Consider the following 16,827-nt stretch of genomic DNA (forward strand, 5'->3'; position numbering starts at 1 on the left):
AATAACTGTTTATCGCTCTACATGTTTCACCAGGAAGTCCTGATAAGCAAGCCGAATACCTTCTTCCAATTCGGTTTTGTATGTCCAGCCTAATGCGGTCAGTTTAGAAACATCCATTAACTTGCGTGGTGTGCCGTCAGGTTTAGTGGCGTCAAATCGTATTTCGCCGTTATAGCCAATTATACCTTTAATAAGCAAGGCAAGATCTTTTATAGAGATCTCTTTACCGCTGCCTATATTTATAAAACCGGCCTCGTTAAAGTTTTGCATCAGGTAGTAGCAGGCTTCGGCAAGGTCATCGGCAAACAAAAATTCGCGCAAGGGCGACCCGCTCCCCCAGATAACAACTTCGGGTGTACCATTTACTTTGGCCTCATGAAAACGGCGGATCAGCGCGGGCAGCACATGCGAGTTTTGCGGGTGATAGTTATCGTTATACCCGTAAAGGTTTGTAGGCATAACAGATATATAATTGCAACCATATTGCGCACGGTAAGCGTCACACATTTTTATGCCGGCTATCTTAGCTATCGCGTAGGGCTCGTTAGTAGGTTCCAGCAAACCTGTCAGCAATGCGTCTTCCTTTAAGGGTTGTGGCGCCAGTTTAGGGTAGATACAGCTGGAGCCCAGGAACATCAATTTTTTCACATCATTTAAATATGATGAATTGATTATGTTGTTTTGTATCTGCAGGTTATCATACAAAAACTCGGCACGGTAGGTATTGTTAGCTACGATACCCCCTACTTTGGCGGCGGCTAAAAAAACGTATTCTGGTTTTTCCTGCTTAAAAAAATCAGCAACAGCCTGCTGGTTACGCAGGTCAAGCTCGGCGGATGTACGGGTAACGAAATTTGTAAAACCTTCGGCTTGCAGCTTACGCATAATGGCCGAACCCACCATGCCCCGGTGACCGGCAATGTATATTTTAGCGTTTTTATTCATTAAGTTGGTTCATTTGTTCATTGGTTCATCAGTTCATTAGTGGGCTGCGGCAAATTCAGTAAGCTTTGCACTAACAAACTAATGAACAAGCGAACTAATAAACTATTTACGCCTGCCCCATTGTACCGCCAAAATTCATGGGGAAGCCAGTCGGCTCGTTCTGAATTTTTATACGGCCGTTAACAGCTTCAAATTTTTCTAAATTATCTTCCAAGGCCGTTAACAGGCGCTTAGCGTGTTCGGGTGTAAGCACAACACGCGATTTAACTTTTGCCTTAGGAACACCCGGCATAACGCGAATAAAATCGAGCACAAACTCCGAGCTTGAGTGTGTTATGATAGCCAGGTTGGCGTAAACCCCTTCGGCCACATCTTCAGAGAGCTCAATGTTGATCTGGTTTTCGTTTTGTTCTTCCATGATAGTATAAAAATAGCATGAGTCTGAAATAAGCGCTGTAGCCTCACCTAACCTCTCCATAGCAGAGGACCTCAGCTCCATCTTTCTTTATAAGCCCTTCTCCAAAGGAGAAGGGTTGGATGAGGCAATAAACACTAATTCCAACTTACGTAAAAATAGCAAAGCCTTCCATTTTCACAGAAGGCTTTGCAAAAGTATTTAAAAAAATCTGATTAAGCTTCCACTTCCTCAGTTTTTGAAGCCATCAGGCGGTCAAACTCTTCCTGAGAACCTACGCGGATATTTTCGTACTCGCGTAAACCGGTTCCTGACGGTATTAAGTGACCAACAATAACGTTTTCTTTCAGGCCAAGCATCAGATCTTTTTTACCTGCTATGGCTGCTTCGTTCAGTACCTTGGTAGTTTCCTGGAACGATGCGGCTGAAATGAACGATTTTGTACCTAATGATGCCCTGGTAATACCTTGTAACATCGGGCTCGAAGTGGCTGCGATGGCATCCCTTACTTCAACCAGTTTTAAATCTTTACGTTTTAAAATGGAGTTTTCGTCCCGTAGTTTTCTCAGAGAGATGATCTGACCGGCTTTTAAAGTAGCTGAATCACCCGGATCAACAACCACTTTCTTGTCGAATATTTCATCGTTCTCTGTCATGAAGTCCCAGCTATCTACTGCTTCCCTTTCAAGGAAACGGGTATCACCGGCATCTTCAATGGCAACCTTCTGCATCATCTGGTGAACAATCACCTCAAAGTGCTTATCATTAATTTTCACACCCTGTAAACGGTAAACTTCCTGTATACCGTTAACCAGGTATTCCTGTACGGCCGCAGGGCCTTTAATTGCAAGGATATCTGCCGGCGAGATAGAGCCATCAGACAATGGCATACCTGCTTTAACAAAGTCGTTGTCTTGTACAAGGATGTGTTTTGATAATGGCACCAGGTACTTTTTAACCTGACCATCTTTACTTTCGATGGTTATTTCGCGGTTACCACGTTTAACACCACCTAAAGTTACCACACCATCAATTTCGGTTACTACTGCCGGGTTAGATGGGTTACGTGCTTCAAATAACTCTGTTACACGTGGTAAACCACCTGTAATATCTCGCGTTTTACCGGTTGAACGAGGGATTTTGGCAATAACCTGTCCGGTTTGTAGTTTTTCACCTTCTTCAACAGAAATGTGGGCACCTACCGGTATGTTGTATCCTTTTATAATGTTGCCTTTATTATCGGTTATTTGTATAACAGGGTTTTTAGTTTTATCCCTGGTATCAATAATAACCTTTTCGCGGTGGCCGGTTTGCTCGTCGCTTTCTTCGCGGAAGGTAATTCCTTCTAATACCGATTCGAACGTTGTAGTACCTGCAAATTCAGAGATAATAACCGCATTGTACGGATCCCATGAACAGATACGGTCACCTTTGGTTATTTTGCTTCCATCTTTTACATACAGGTATGAACCATACGGGATGTTGTTGGTAACAATAACCTTATTTGTACCCGGCTCGATGATACGGAACTCGCCCGAACGGCCTAATACCACATCAACCATACCTTCTTCGGTATTGTACTCTACGGTACGTACGTTCTCAAATTCGATGATACCATCAAACCTGGCGTTTATCTGCGACTCGGCCGCGATGTTTGACGCGGTACCACCCACGTGGAATGTACGCAATGTTAACTGGGTACCCGGCTCACCGATTGACTGCGCAGCAATTACCCCAACAGCCTCGCCCATTTGCACGCGTTTACCGCTTGCAAGGTTACGGCCATAACATAAAGCACATACGCCACGTTTGCTTTCGCAAGTTAATACCGAGCGTATTTCTACACCTTCAAGCGGAGAGTTCTCTACTTTTTTGGCAATTTCTTCGGTAATATCTTCACCTGCGGCAACAATCAGTTCGTTGGTGATAGGGTCATGAACATCATGAAGCGCTGTACGGCCCAAAATACGGTCGTATAAAGGCTCTACAATATCCTCGTTATCTTTAAGCGCAGTTGTATATATACCACGTAAAGTACCGCAATCAACTTCACCTACTATCATATCCTGTGCAACGTCATGTAAACGACGGGTCAAGTAACCCGCATCCGCTGTTTTTAACGCTGTATCCGCCAAACCTTTACGTGCACCGTGGGTTGAGATGAAGTACTCTAATACCGACAATCCTTCTTTAAAGTTTGAGAGGATAGGGTTTTCGATGATCTCGCCGCCCGAGCCTGATTTTTGAGGTTTAGCCATCAAACCACGCATACCTGCCAGCTGACGGATCTGCTCTTTAGAACCACGCGCGCCCGAGTCAAGCATCATGTAAACAGAGTTAAAGCCCTGGTTATCGTTGCTCAGGATGTTCATCACATTGGCTGTTAAGCGGTTGTTGATACGTGTCCAGATATCGATGATCTGATTATAACGCTCGTTGTTAGTGATGAAACCCATGTTATAGTTGTTCATCACATCCTCAACTTCTTTTGAAGCCTGTGCTATCAAAGTAACCTTTTCTTCAGGGATGTTGATATCCATCAGGTTAAATGATAAACCACCCTGGAACGCCATCTTAAAGCCTAACTCTTTGATATCATCAAGGAACTGAGCCGCACGCGCCATACCGGTGGTTTTAACAACCTCGCCGATAATATCGCGTAACGATTTTTTGGTTAAAAGCTCGTTGATGTAACCAAGTTCTTCAGGCACGTGCTGGTTAAACAACACACGCCCAACGGTGGTCTCAATTATTTTAGAAACGATGTTACCATCGCGTTCTCTGATCTTTCCTTTAACCTTGATAAAGGCATGCAGGTCAATTTTCCTTTCGTTGTAAGCGATGATCACCTCTTCGGCCGAATAGAAAGTTAAACCCTGCCCTTTTACCACACGTGTTTCATCGGTTTTACGGCCTTTGGTTATGTAATATAAACCAAGCACCATGTCCTGCGAAGGTACGGTAATAGGCGTGCCGTTTGCCGGGTTAAGGATGTTGTGCGATGCAAGCATTAATACCTGGGCTTCCAAAATTGCTGCGTTACCAAGCGGTACGTGCACAGCCATCTGGTCACCGTCAAAATCCGCGTTAAAGGCGGTACAGGTTAACGGGTGCAATTGTATAGCCTTACCTTCAACCAGTTTTGGCTGAAATGCCTGGATACCTAACCTGTGCAGCGTAGGCGCACGGTTTAATAATACAGGGTGGCCTTTTAATACGTTTTCCAAAATGTCCCAAACTAATGGGTCTTTACGGTCAACTATCTTTTTAGCAGATTTTACCGTTTTAACCACACCACGCTCAATCATTTTGCGGATGATAAATGGTTTAAACAGCTCGGCAGCCATATCTTTTGGTAAACCGCACTCGTGTAGTTTCAAGTTTGGACCTACAACGATTACCGAACGTGCAGAGTAATCCACACGTTTACCTAATAAGTTTTGACGGAAACGGCCTTGTTTACCTTTCAGGATATCTGAAAGCGATTTTAAGGCACGGTTACCTTCGGTTTTTACCGCGTTAACTTTACGTGAGTTATCAAATAACGAATCTACAGCTTCCTGCAGCATACGTTTTTCGTTACGTAAAATTACTTCCGGCGCTTTTATCTCGATCAAACGTTTTAAACGGTTGTTACGGATAATTACACGGCGGTATAAGTCGTTCAGATCGGACGTAGCGAAACGGCCACCTTCCAACGGTACCAGCGGGCGCAATTCAGGAGGTATAACCGGAACGATCTTAACGATCATCCACGATGGGTTATTTTCGATCCTTGTAGCTGCGCCACGGAAAGCTTCAACAACCTGCAGGCGTTTTAACGCTTCGTTTTTACGTTGCTGAGAGGTTTCGTTAGCTGCCTGGTGGCGAAGGTTGTATGAAAGCTCATCAAGGTCGATGCGTTTTAATAACTCCTCAAGCGCCTCGGCACCCATTTTTGCCACAAATTTTTGCGGATCTTTATCATCCAGGTATTGGTTTTCTTTTGGTAAAGTATCCAATATATCCAGGTATTCTTCTTCTGTCAGGAAATCCATTTTCGAGATCCCGTCAGCTTCTTTAATACCTGGCTGAATAACTACATATCTTTCATAGTAAATGATCAGGTCGAGCCTTTTGGTAGGTAAGCCCAGCAGGTAACCAATTTTATTTGGCAACGAGCGGAAATACCAGATATGCGCAACAGGCACCACCAGGTTGATGTGGCCCATACGCTCGCGGCGTACCTTCTTTTCAGTTACTTCAACACCGCAACGGTCGCAAACAATCCCTTTGTAACGGATACGTTTGTATTTACCGCAATGGCATTCGTAATCTTTAACCGGGCCAAAAATACGCTCGCAAAACAAACCATCACGTTCAGGCTTGTAGGTACGGTAGTTAATGGTCTCAGGTTTTAAAACCTCACCGCTTGAACGCTCAAGTATAGATTCCGGAGAAGCTAAACTGATGGTAATTGTGGTGAAATTACTCTTGATTTTGTTATCCTTTTTGTAAGACATAGTCTCCTTTGTTTTAAAGTTGAAAGTTCAAAGTCAAAAGTTGAAAGTAGCTTTCGCTTTAAACTTTCAACTCTAAACTTTATACCTATTCTAATGTGATATCCAAACCTAAACCTCTTAGCTCATGAACCAATACGTTGAATGATTCAGGAACAGATGGGGTTGGCAGGTTTTCACCTTTAACAATAGCTTCGTAAGTTTTGGCACGGCCAATAACATCATCCGATTTAACGGTCAATATTTCCTGCAGGATGTTTGCAGCACCAAATGCTTCTAACGCCCAAACCTCCATCTCACCAAAACGCTGACCACCAAACTGTGCTTTACCACCCAATGGCTGTTGTGTAATTAATGAGTATGGCCCGATAGAACGCGCGTGCATCTTATCGTCAACCATGTGGCCCAGTTTTAACATATAGATGATACCTACAGTTGTCTGCTGGTCAAAACGGTCGCCTGTTAAGCCATTGTATAAATAGGTACGGCCCGATGCCGGTAAGTTGGCCTTTTTGATCCACTCCTCAACCTCTTCGTGGCTTGCACCATCAAAAATAGGGGTAGCGAATTTAACACCAAGCTCTTTACCTGCCCAGCCTAATACGGTTTCGTAAATTTGCCCAAGGTTCATACGCGAAGGTACACCCAGCGGGTTCAACACAATATCAACCGGGGTACCATCTTCTAAGAAAGGCATGTCCTCGTCGCGTACAATACGCGCAACAATACCTTTGTTACCGTGGCGACCTGCCATTTTATCACCCACTTTAAGCTTACGCTTTTTAGCAATATAAACTTTAGCCATCTGAACTATACCCGATGGAAGCTCGTCACCAACACTAATGGCAAACTTATCGCGGCGGTAAGCGCCCAGTTCTTCGTTTACCTTAATGTTATAGTTGTGAAGCAACGTTTTTATCTGCTCGTTCTTATCTTCATCAGTGGTCCATTTTGTGGGGTTGATGTTTTCGTAGTTAAGCTCGGTCAGTATCTTCTGGGTGAACTTAACGCCTTTGGCAACAAACAGCTCTTTGTAAACATTATAAACACCTTGCGATGTTTTGCCGTTAACTATCTCGAATAACTTTTCAATCAAAGTATTTTTAAGATCTTTTACAGCTTTATCGTGTTTAGCGTCAAGTTTTTCAATTTGTGCTTTTTCTTCTGCCTTAGTGGTTTTCTTAGCACGGCTGAATAGTTTTGTATCAATAACAACACCCGCGATAGAAGGCGGAGTTTTTAACGATGCATCCTTAACGTCGCCTGCTTTATCACCAAATATGGCACGTAACAGTTTTTCTTCCGGTGAAGGGTCTGATTCGCCTTTTGGCGTGATCTTACCTATCAGGATATCGCCTTCTTTAACCTCTGCGCCAACACGGATGATACCGTCTTCGTCGAGGTCTTTGGTGGCTTCTTCCGATACGTTAGGGATATCAGGCGTCAATTCCTCTTCGCCGCGTTTTGTATCACGCACTTCCAGTTCAAATTCTTCAACGTGAAGCGATGTGAATATATCCTGCGATACTACACGCTCAGATATAACGATCGCATCCTCAAAGTTGTAACCCTGCCAAGGCATGAATGCCACTTTAAGGTTACGACCTAAAGCAAGCTCGCCATTCTGGGTTGCGTAGCCTTCGCAAAGCACCTGTCCTTTTTCAACACGCTGGCCTTTTTTAACAATAGGCTTTAAGTTGATAGTGGTGCTTTGGTTGGTCTTTTTAAACTTGGTTAATATATAGCTTTTGGTATCGCCTTCAAATGAAACCAAACGATCAAGTTCGTTGCGGTCATATTTGATCTTGATCTCGTTAGCGTCAACATACTCAACCACACCATCGCCTTCGGCGTTGATAAGGGTACGAGAATCTTTTGCTACGCGGCCTTCCAAACCTGTACCTACAATTGGCGCCTCGGGGCGTAACAATGGTACGGCCTGGCGCTGCATGTTAGATCCCATCAGGGCACGGTTAGCATCATCATGCTCCAGGAACGGAATTAATGATGCCGCTATTGACGTGATCTGGTTTGGAGCAATATCCATCAGGTCAAGTCTTTCAGGCTCAATGATCGGGAAGTCGCCTTCGAAACGTGCTTTTACACGTGGGTTGGCAAATACCCCTTTATCATCGTAGTAAGCGTTAGCCTGGCCGATAGTTTTTCCGTCTTCATCTTCAGCAGATAAATAGATAACCGGCTCATCAACCTGTACTTTACCTTCAACAACCCTTTTGTATGGTGTTTCGATGAAGCCTAAATTGTTGATCTTGGCATGTACGCAAAGCGATGATATCAAACCAATGTTCGGTCCTTCCGGGGTTTCGATGGTACACAACCTACCGTAGTGGGTGTAGTGAACGTCACGAACCTCGAAACCTGCACGCTCACGAGACAGACCACCGGGCCCCAGGGCTGACAAACGACGCTTGTGCGTGATCTCTGCCAGTGGGTTGGTTTGGTCCATGAACTGCGATAACTGGTTTGTTCCGAAGAACGAGTTGATCACAGATGAAAGCGTACGCGCGTTGATCAGATCAGTTGGTGTGAACACCTCGTTGTCACGGATGTTCATACGCTCGCGGATGGTACGTGCCATACGCGCTAAACCAACGCCAAACTGTGCATAAAGCTGCTCGCCAACGGTACGAACACGACGGTTTGACAAGTGATCGATATCATCCACCTCGGCTTTTGAGTTGATGAGCTTGATCAGGTATTTCACAATCGCGATGATATCCTGCTTGGTTAATACTTTTGTTTCGTCAGAAGTATTCAGCTTTAATTTACGGTTGATGCGGTAACGGCCCACATCGCCCAGGTCATATCTTTTATCAGAGAAGAATAAACGATCGATGATACCACGTGCAGTTTCCTCATCAGGTGGTTCGGCGTTACGCAGCTGGCGGTAAATGTGCTCAACCGCTTCTTTCTCCGAGTTCGAAGTATCTTTTTGTAAAGTATTATATATAATGGTATAATCACCGCTGGTGGCCGCATCCTCCTTGTTAAGGATGATGGTTTTTACACCGGCATCAATGATCATATCGATATGGTCGTCTTCCAATACGGTTTCGCGCTCAAGGATGATCTCGTTACGGTCAATAGATACCACTTCACCGGTATCTTCGTCCACAAAGTCCTCAACCCATTTTTTAAGCACCCTTGCAGCAAGTTTACGGCCTATAAATTTCTTTAAACCGCTTTTGCTTACTTTTACCTCGTCTGCAAGTTCAAACAATTCTAATATATCTTTATCAGAATCGTATCCAATCGCACGAAGCAGTGTGGTAACCGGGAATTTCTTTTTACGGTCTATATAAGCATACATCACGTTGTTAACGTCTGTAGCGAACTCAATCCACGAACCTTTAAAAGGTATAACACGGGCCGAGTATAATTTTGTACCGTTAGTGTGGCGGCTTTGGCCAAAGAATACGCCTGGCGAACGGTGCAACTGCGATACAATTACACGCTCGGCGCCATTGATCACAAAGGTACCTTTGGGTGTCATGTAAGGGATGGTTCCCAGGTACACGTCCTGTACAATCGTTTCAAAGTCTTCGTGTTCGGCATCATTACATGACAAACGAAGCTTTGCTTTTAATGGCACACTGTAAGTTAACCCGCGCTCGATACACTCGCGTATATCGTAACGTGGCGGATCAATAAAATAATCAAGAAACTCTAAAACGAATATGTTCCTCGAATCTGAAATAGGAAAGTTTTCGGCAAATACTTTAAACAACCCTTCTTTATAGCGGTTGTCTGAGGTGGTTTCCAATTGAAAAAATTCCTGAAAAGATTGTAACTGTACATCCAGGAAATCCGGGTAATCAAGTACCTTTCTGCTGGTTGCAAAGTTTACTCTTTGGTTATTATTGTTTGCCAAGGTATTATAATTTTAGTTTATTAAACCTGTGTTTAGATATGAGATATCAGACGTGAGATTTGAGACAGACGTTGAAATCTTTTATGTTTTGACGCAAGAATCTCATATCTCATATCTTACGTCTCAAATCTAAAGTATATAAACAGCAATAGACCCCGACCAAAAATGGTCGGAGTCTGATGCTATTGTGCGTGTGGTTAAATTATTTAACCTCAACTACCGCTCCGGCTTCCTCTAATTGAGTTTTCAAAGACTGAGCTTCTTCTTTAGTTACGCCGGTTTTAACCTCTTTAGGTGCACCGTCAACTAAATCTTTAGCTTCTTTCAAGCCCAGACCGGTTAAATCTTTCACTAATTTAACTACAGCTAATTTTGAACCACCTGCTTCTTTCAGGATTACGTCAAATGCTGTTTGCTCAGCTGCAGCTGCAGGAGCGTCGTCGCCGCCACCGGCAGCAGGACCTGCAACAGCAACAGCTGCAGCAGCTGGCTCAATGCCATACTCGTCTTTCAGGATTTGAGCTAATTCGTTTACTTCTTTTACTGTTAAGTTAACTAACTGTTCAGCAAAGGCTTTTAAATCTGCCATTTTATTTAAATTTTACTTTTAATACTTTTTGTTTTTAATGTCCAAACTTATAGGTGTTTGGATTAACCTCTTTCTTGTAATGTTTTTACAACACCTGCTAGTATATTTCCGCCTGATTGTAATGCAGAAATAACGTTCTTGGCTGGTGATTGCAATAAGCCAACTATCTCGCCTATCAGTTGTTCTTTTGATTTTAGTTTTATCAAAGTATCTAACTGATTATCGCCAATGAAGATCGCCGAATCAATGTAAGCTGCTTTTAAAAGCGGTTTGTCGCCTGTTTTTCTCAGTTTCTTGATCAGCTTTGCCGGGGCAGTTGCTGATTTTGAGAAAAGAATAGATGATGAACCTTTTAATACATCAAACATCGGAGCAAAATCACCGCCTGCTGCTTCCATAGCTTTTTTAATTAAGCTGTTTTTTGCAACCTGCATGGTGATCTCATTTTCAAAGCATTGACGACGGATCGAATTTACTTTTGCAACCGTTAGATCAGCAGTATCGGTAATATAAAAGTTACCGTACTCTTTAATCTGATCAGTAAGGGCCAGAACAAGGTCGTGTTTTTCTTCTTTATTCATGATTAGATCCCCGCTACTGATTTAGTTTCAATTGTAATTCCCGGCGACATGGTTGAAGAGATATGTATGCTCTTAAAATATGTGCCTTTTGCTGCCGATGGTTTTAATTTAGAGATGGTTTGCAATACTTCTAATGCGTTCTCGTAAATTTTATCAGCAGTGAAAGATGCTTTTCCTATTGAAGTGTGGATGATACCGGTTTTATCAACCTTGAAATCGATCTTACCACCTTTTACGTCAGCAACAGCTTTACCAACTTCTGGTGTTACTGTTCCTGATTTAGGGTTAGGCATTAGGTTACGCGGGCCTAAAATTCTGCCCAAACGTCCTACCTTAGCCATAACACTTGGCATAGTGATGATAATATCAACATCAGTCCATCCGCTTTCAATCTTGGCAATATAATCATCCAAACCTACGTAATCTGCACCTGCATCCTTAGCTTCTTGTTCCTTATCAGGAGTACAAAGCACTAATACACGTACAGTTTTACCGGTTCCATGAGGTAGTGTTGCTATACCACGCACCATTTGATTGGCTTTGCGAGGGTCAACACCTAAACGTACATCAATATCAACTGACGAATCAAACTTGGTATTGGTTAATTCCTTTACCAATGCTGATGCATCTTGTAGGGTATACGATTTGTTAGCCTCAATTTTGGAGAGTGCCGCTTTTTGATTTTTTGTTAATCTAGCCACTGTCTTAAACTGATTTGTATAAATTAATTAATTCCAGGGTGCCGTACCTGATACGGTTATCCCCATACTGCGGGCAGTACCTGCCACCATTCTCATGGCTGATTCTACTGTAAATGCATTCAAATCAGTCATTTTATCTTTGGCTATGGTCTCAACCTGCTCCCAGTTTACACTGGCAACTTTTTTACGGTTGGGCTCTGCCGAACCACTCTTTAAGCCTGTTGCTTCTAAAAGCTGTATAGCTACCGGAGGGGTTTTAATGATAAAATCGAAAGACTTGTCGACATAAACAGTAATTACTACAGGTAGCACTTTACCAGGTTTATCCTGGGTACGTGCGTTGAACTGCTTGCAAAACTCCATAATGTTCACCCCTTTTGCACCCAATGCAGGGCCAATTGGTGGAGATGGGTTTGCAGCGCCGCCCTTCACTTGTAGCTTTACCATCGCACCGACTTCTTTTGCCATTTTGATTTGTTTTAATTATAACTCAATGTTAGTAAGTGGAAGCTAAGTAACATTTAAGATTTTGTGAGTGGTTGATTTGGTGAGTAGTGAGTTGTTAAACTCGTCACGTATCAAACGCTCTGTGTATTTAATATTGTTATGCTTAGGTCAGGCTACGGTAAACTATTCTCTATTCAACCAATCACCCTTCACTAAACTTATTCTTTCTCTACCTGCATGTAATTCAATTCAAGCGGCGTACGGCGCCCAAATATCTTTACCATCACTTTTAATTTCTTTTTCTCTTCGTTCACCTCTTCAATTACACCGCTAAACCCGTTGAATGGCCCATCCATTACTTTAACGTTTTCGCCAACGTAATACGGCACGTTCATGGTTTCGCCCTGCGTGCTCATTTCATCAACCTTACCTAAAATACGGTTAACTTCGGCCTGGCGTAAAGGGATAGCGTTACCTTGCTTATCGCCCAGGAAACCAATCACACTGTTTACGTTTTTTATAATGTGTTCCAGTTCACCATCAAGGGCGGCTTCCATCAGCACATACCCCGGAAAATAATTGCGCTCTTTGGCAATTTTTTTTCCATCGCGCATCTGGTAGTATTTTTCGGTAGGGATAAGTACCTGAGGCACTAAATGCGTTATACCTAATCTGCTTATCTCAGCGTCTATATATTGCTTTACCTTTTTTTCTTTACCACTTATGGCCCTAACCACGTACCATTTTAATTGATCACTCATCTATTTATAATTAGGCTAGTGAAGTATAAAACTGATTAAGCAAGTAGCCGATGATTTGGTCCATACCAAATATGATCAGCGCAATAATGATCGAAGCTATCAGTACTAAAACCGCGCTGTTTTGCAATTCTCTCCATGTTGGCCAGGTTACTTTCTCGGTCAACTCTATGTACGATTCTTTAATATATTCAGCTACGCCTGCCATTTTATTATTGCTTATGCACGGGAACAAGGATTCGAACCCTGATCAAAGGTTTTGGAGACCTCTATTCTACCATTGAACTATTCCCGTGTATACTATCTTCAAAAAAGCTGAAGATTTGTATTGTGTTTGCTTATTGTGAATAAAGTACCGAGACCAAAGCCCCGGTACTTTACACAAAATTAACCGTTTGCTACCCTGTTTAAGGGTAAGTATTTATGCTAATATTTCAGTTACCTGACCAGCACCTACAGTTCGGCCACCTTCACGGATAGCGAAACGCAGACCTTTTTCCATAGCGATAGCGTTGATCAGCTTTACAGTGATGGTAACGTTATCACCTGGCATAACCATTTCTACACCTTCGGCCAATGAAATTTCACCGGTTACGTCAGTTGTACGGAAATAGAATTGCGGACGGTATTTGTTGAAGAATGGAGTGTGACGGCCACCTTCTGCTTTTGATAATACGTAAACTTCTGCTTTAAAGTCAGTGTGTGGGTTAACTGAACCTGGTTTGCAAATAACCATACCCCTGCGGATATCAGTTTTTTCAATACCACGTAACAATAAACCTACGTTATCACCAGCTTCGCCGCGGTCAAGGATCTTGCGGAACATCTCAACACCTGTTACGGTTGATTTTAAGTTCTCGGCACCCATACCTAAGATGTCAACAGGCTCGCCTGAGTTGATAACACCACGCTCGATACGACCGGTTGCAACAGTACCACGACCAGTGATCGAGAATACGTCTTCAACAGGCATCAAGAAAGGAAGATCAGTTAAACGTGGAGGGATTGGAATGTAGCTATCTACAGCATCCATCAACTCCATAATTTTACCTACCCATTTAGGATCGCCGTTTAAACCGCCTAATGCAGAACCTTGGATAACAGGGATATCATCGCCAGGGAAATCGTAGAATGATAATAATTCACGGATCTCCATTTCAACTAATTCTAATAATTCCGGATCATCAACCATGTCCACTTTGTTCATGAACACAACCAATGAAGGTACACCTACCTGACGTGCAAGCAGGATGTGCTCGCGGGTTTGAGGCATCGGACCATCAGTAGCAGCAACCACAATGATAGCACCATCCATCTGTGCAGCACCTGTAACCATGTTTTTTACATAGTCAGCGTGGCCCGGACAGTCAACGTGTGCATAGTGACGGTTTGCTGTTGAATATTCAACGTGAGCGGTATTGATTGTAATACCACGCTCTTTTTCTTCAGGAGCAGAGTCAATTGAATCAAATGAACGTGCTTCTGTTAAACCAGCGTCAGCTAATACTTTAGTGATAGCTGCGGTAAGGGTTGTTTTACCGTGGTCAACGTGACCGATTGTACCGATGTTTAAGTGCGGCTTACTGCGGTCAAACTTTTCTTTTGCCATGATTTATTTTGTTTGTAGGTTAATTTATTTAAACGTAATGTACTATTTAAAGTATCTGAGCCAACAATGGGATTTGAACCCATGACCTCTTCCTTACCAAGGAAGTGCTCTACCCCTGAGCTACGTCGGCTAATATTAGTTTGCAGTTGTTAGTTATCAGTTTGCAGTTGTTTTATCAATTGCTTACTGCGAACCGCGCACTGCTCATTTTTTAAAGAGCGGAAGACGAGGTTCGAACTCGCGACCTATAGCTTGGAAGGCTATCGCTCTACCAACTGAGCTACTTCCGCTTTTTTAAAACCTAAAACACTAAACTCTAAACCCTAAAACAATTTTTAGAATTTAGAATTTAGCTTTTAGAATTTAAAGTGGGGGGAGAAGGATTCGAACCTTCGTAGCCGAAGCAACGGATTTACAGTCCGTCCCATTTGACCGCTCTGGTATCCCCCCATTGTTGATTTCGGATCGGTAATGCTCAATTGGAAGCTAAGCATCACATTTCCGAAATAAACAGAGCCTCCTATCGGGATCGAACCAATGACCTACTGATTACAAGTCAGTCGCTCTACCAGCTGAGCTAAGGAGGCTTAAATTGTTTACCATTACCTTGTTACCTTTTTAGGCCTTCAGGATTTTGGCTGCAAATTAATATTGCGCTATTTTTTCTTTTTAAAGAACCACCCCTTTTAATAAATCAGAGATGATTAAACCCTCTCTGAAAGGGATTGCAAATCTACAAAAATTTAAAGCTGTACAAAATTTTTTTCCAAAAAAAATCGGCAGGCTTTAAACCTGCCGATCCGGGCATAAAATTTACCCTGTTATATGCTTAAAAATCATCCTCTTCCGTTACCAGGGCTGCTTTTTTAGCAGCATCGGCAGCTATGGCTTTTTTTGTTTTATGTTTTTCTATTTGTTTACGAAGGCTTTCTACCACCAGGTCCGTTGCCTCTTCAAACGTTTTACACTTTTCCTTTGCAAAAATTTGATTACCAGGCAGCATAAGCTTTATCTCGGATATCTTATTAGCCTCATCCTCTACATTCTCCAGTTTTAAATACACTTCGCCGCTTATAATGTGATCAAAAAAAGTTTCCAGCTTATCTACCTTTTTTTGAATAAAATCCAACAACTTCTGATCTGCATTGAAATGAATAGATTGCACGGTAATTTTCATTTTTCCTCCTTTTTATGCCTTTGGATGGGCTTGTTTATAAATAGATTTAAGTCGTTCAACAGAATTATGCGTATAAATTTGTGTGGCACTAAGGTTTGCGTGGCCAAGCAGTTCTTTTATAGCGTTCAGATCGGCACCTTTATTTAACAGGCTTGTTGCAAACGTGTGCCTTAACACGTGCGGGCTTTTTTTATCCTGGGTTGATATGTAAGACAAGTATTTATGCACTATTAAATATATAAGTTTGGGATATGCATCCGCGCCTTTATTTGTAACGATTAATGTTACGGAATTGTTATTAAAATTTTCACTTTTCTTTGCCTCCACATACCGCCTTATAAGACTTACCAACTCGCTGTTAAGTGGTATAATCCTCTGTTTGTTGCGCTTACCCAAAACTTTGATGGTGTTCTCGTATAAATCGATATCGGGGTGTTTTACGCCGGTAATTTCGGCAAGGCGCATGCCGGTGCCGAAAAGCATCTCGATAACGAGTTTATCGCGCAGGCCGGCAAAGGTATCCGTAAATATATTCTCGTCCCGGATGGTGAGCCGGCCATCAAGCATCTGTGTTAACTTGTCGCCGTCAACTACTGCGGGTAAATTTCTGGGTACCCTGGGGGCGTTTATTCGTGAAGTTGGATTGCCTGATATCACGCCTTCCTGCATCAAAAATTTAAAGTATTTGCGCAGGGTGGCAATTTTACGGTTAACTGAGCGGGCAGTTAGGCCGTCGTCCATCTGCTGCGCCATCCAGTTACGAATATCGTGATGACTTATCTCTGAGGGGTGTAAAACAGGGTGTGTACCATCAGGCGGACTTAAAAACAACAGAAATTGATCAAGATCTGACTGGTAGGCCGCTACCGTATGGGGTGAGTATCGCTTCTCGAAGCTGATGTACTGAATAAACCTGTCTGAAAACATAAAAACTATTTGAACACCCAATAAATTGAATGTACAAATAGTTTTTTTATAGTGACAAGAAAATCTGTAAAATTCTTCTACAAGAATTAAACAGTAGTTTCCAAGTTCATATTCTGCTTATAGATAGCATGCTTAATTTCATGCCTGCGGGTAATTGATTTTTTCTCGAAAGCCTGGCGACTGCGCAGTTCTCTTAAAACACCCGTTTTTTCAAATTTCTTTTTAAAGCGTTTTAATGCCTTATCTAATGATTCGCCGTCTTTTACGTTAATGATGATCATAATTCC

At 42.6% G+C, this 16,827-nt stretch carries 14 protein-coding genes and 5 tRNA genes; all 19 read right to left on the minus strand.

The features are described 5' to 3' along the window. Window positions 1-9: 9 nt before the first annotated feature. The 19 genes from HDC91_RS10405 to rpsU all read right to left on the minus strand — a co-directional run bounded on the left by HDC91_RS10405 (window position 10) and on the right by rpsU (window position 16,821). Window positions 10-945, minus strand: a complete 936-nt coding sequence (locus HDC91_RS10405) for a GDP-L-fucose synthase (RefSeq protein WP_183551753.1) — start codon at window positions 943-945, stop codon at window positions 10-12. 106 nt (window positions 946-1,051) lie between these two features. Next, a complete protein-coding gene (locus HDC91_RS10410; RefSeq protein ID WP_183551755.1) occupies window positions 1,052-1,363 on the minus strand; it encodes a DUF3467 domain-containing protein in 312 nt (103 codons plus the stop codon). Between the two features lie 212 nt (window positions 1,364-1,575). After that, window positions 1,576-5,862, minus strand: coding sequence for a DNA-directed RNA polymerase subunit beta' (gene rpoC, locus HDC91_RS10415; protein ID WP_183551758.1), 4,287 nt, complete (start codon window positions 5,860-5,862; stop codon window positions 1,576-1,578). Between the two features lie 85 nt (window positions 5,863-5,947). Continuing rightward, window positions 5,948-9,751, minus strand: a complete 3,804-nt coding sequence (rpoB, locus tag HDC91_RS10420) for a DNA-directed RNA polymerase subunit beta (RefSeq protein WP_183551761.1) — start codon at window positions 9,749-9,751, stop codon at window positions 5,948-5,950. A 202-nt stretch (window positions 9,752-9,953) separates the two neighbouring features. Further along, window positions 9,954-10,340 (minus strand): 50S ribosomal protein L7/L12, encoded by a 387-nt coding sequence (gene rplL, locus HDC91_RS10425; protein WP_162429432.1) that lies wholly within the window; start codon window positions 10,338-10,340, stop codon window positions 9,954-9,956. Between the two features lie 62 nt (window positions 10,341-10,402). After that, on the minus strand, window positions 10,403-10,921 hold the full coding sequence (gene rplJ, locus HDC91_RS10430; protein WP_162429433.1) for a 50S ribosomal protein L10: 519 nt from the start codon (window positions 10,919-10,921) through the stop codon (window positions 10,403-10,405). 2 nt (window positions 10,922-10,923) lie between these two features. After that, window positions 10,924-11,622, minus strand: coding sequence for a 50S ribosomal protein L1 (rplA, locus tag HDC91_RS10435; protein ID WP_183551764.1), 699 nt, complete (start codon window positions 11,620-11,622; stop codon window positions 10,924-10,926). Between the two features lie 27 nt (window positions 11,623-11,649). Beyond that, window positions 11,650-12,090, minus strand: coding sequence for a 50S ribosomal protein L11 (rplK, locus tag HDC91_RS10440; protein WP_162429435.1), 441 nt, complete (start codon window positions 12,088-12,090; stop codon window positions 11,650-11,652). 197 nt (window positions 12,091-12,287) lie between these two features. Further along, complete coding sequence (gene nusG / locus HDC91_RS10445) at window positions 12,288-12,830, minus strand: transcription termination/antitermination protein NusG (protein ID WP_162429436.1); 543 nt, start codon at window positions 12,828-12,830, stop codon at window positions 12,288-12,290. A gap of 10 nt (window positions 12,831-12,840) precedes the next feature. Next, window positions 12,841-13,035, minus strand: coding sequence for a preprotein translocase subunit SecE (secE, locus tag HDC91_RS10450; RefSeq protein WP_162429437.1), 195 nt, complete (start codon window positions 13,033-13,035; stop codon window positions 12,841-12,843). A gap of 16 nt (window positions 13,036-13,051) precedes the next feature. Next, window positions 13,052-13,122: transfer RNA gene (locus HDC91_RS10455), tRNA-Trp, on the minus strand. 126 nt (window positions 13,123-13,248) lie between these two features. Next, complete coding sequence (gene tuf / locus HDC91_RS10460) at window positions 13,249-14,436, minus strand: elongation factor Tu (RefSeq protein ID WP_183551767.1); 1,188 nt, start codon at window positions 14,434-14,436, stop codon at window positions 13,249-13,251. Between the two features lie 58 nt (window positions 14,437-14,494). Continuing rightward, window positions 14,495-14,566 (minus strand) — tRNA-Thr (locus tag HDC91_RS10465). 87 nt (window positions 14,567-14,653) lie between these two features. Further along, a tRNA-Gly gene (locus HDC91_RS10470) sits at window positions 14,654-14,726 on the minus strand. A 79-nt stretch (window positions 14,727-14,805) separates the two neighbouring features. Then, window positions 14,806-14,886, minus strand: a tRNA-Tyr gene (locus HDC91_RS10475). 64 nt (window positions 14,887-14,950) lie between these two features. Next, a tRNA-Thr gene (locus tag HDC91_RS10480) sits at window positions 14,951-15,023 on the minus strand. Between the two features lie 242 nt (window positions 15,024-15,265). After that, window positions 15,266-15,613 (minus strand): ribosome hibernation-promoting factor, HPF/YfiA family, encoded by a 348-nt coding sequence (gene hpf / locus HDC91_RS10485; protein ID WP_162429439.1) that lies wholly within the window; start codon window positions 15,611-15,613, stop codon window positions 15,266-15,268. A gap of 12 nt (window positions 15,614-15,625) precedes the next feature. After that, complete coding sequence (locus HDC91_RS10490; RefSeq protein WP_183551770.1) at window positions 15,626-16,540, minus strand: tyrosine-type recombinase/integrase; 915 nt, start codon at window positions 16,538-16,540, stop codon at window positions 15,626-15,628. An 86-nt stretch (window positions 16,541-16,626) separates the two neighbouring features. Then, window positions 16,627-16,821 carry a 30S ribosomal protein S21 gene (gene rpsU, locus HDC91_RS10495; RefSeq protein WP_067059690.1) on the minus strand — a complete coding sequence of 65 codons (195 nt, stop codon included), beginning with the start codon at window positions 16,819-16,821 and terminating at the stop codon, window positions 16,627-16,629. Window positions 16,822-16,827: the final 6 nt, after the last annotated feature.

Origin of the sequence: Mucilaginibacter sp. AK015 (genome assembly GCF_014200785.1) — a bacterium.
Taxonomy (GTDB): Bacteria; Bacteroidota; Bacteroidia; order Sphingobacteriales; family Sphingobacteriaceae; genus Mucilaginibacter.

Excerpts from the sequence above, each read along its gene's own strand:
- HDC91_RS10405 (WP_183551753.1), bottom strand. The coding sequence starts at position 945 with ATGAATAAAAACGCTAAAATATACATTGCCGGTCACCGGGGCATGGTG.
- HDC91_RS10410 (WP_183551755.1), bottom strand. The coding sequence starts at position 1,363 with ATGGAAGAACAAAACGAAAACCAGATCAACATTGAGCTCTCTGAAGAT.
- rpoC (WP_183551758.1), bottom strand. The coding sequence starts at position 5,862 with ATGTCTTACAAAAAGGATAACAAAATCAAGAGTAATTTCACCACAATT.
- rplL (WP_162429432.1), bottom strand. The coding sequence starts at position 10,340 with ATGGCAGATTTAAAAGCCTTTGCTGAACAGTTAGTTAACTTAACAGTA.
- rplJ (WP_162429433.1), bottom strand. The coding sequence starts at position 10,921 with ATGAATAAAGAAGAAAAACACGACCTTGTTCTGGCCCTTACTGATCAG.
- rplK (WP_162429435.1), bottom strand. The coding sequence starts at position 12,090 with ATGGCAAAAGAAGTCGGTGCGATGGTAAAGCTACAAGTGAAGGGCGGC.
- nusG (WP_162429436.1), bottom strand. The coding sequence starts at position 12,830 with ATGAGTGATCAATTAAAATGGTACGTGGTTAGGGCCATAAGTGGTAAA.
- secE (WP_162429437.1), bottom strand. The coding sequence starts at position 13,035 with ATGGCAGGCGTAGCTGAATATATTAAAGAATCGTACATAGAGTTGACC.
- tuf (WP_183551767.1), bottom strand. The coding sequence starts at position 14,436 with ATGGCAAAAGAAAAGTTTGACCGCAGTAAGCCGCACTTAAACATCGGT.
- hpf (WP_162429439.1), bottom strand. The coding sequence starts at position 15,613 with ATGAAAATTACCGTGCAATCTATTCATTTCAATGCAGATCAGAAGTTG.
- HDC91_RS10490 (WP_183551770.1), bottom strand. The coding sequence starts at position 16,540 with ATGTTTTCAGACAGGTTTATTCAGTACATCAGCTTCGAGAAGCGATAC.
- rpsU (WP_067059690.1), bottom strand. The coding sequence starts at position 16,821 with ATGATCATCATTAACGTAAAAGACGGCGAATCATTAGATAAGGCATTA.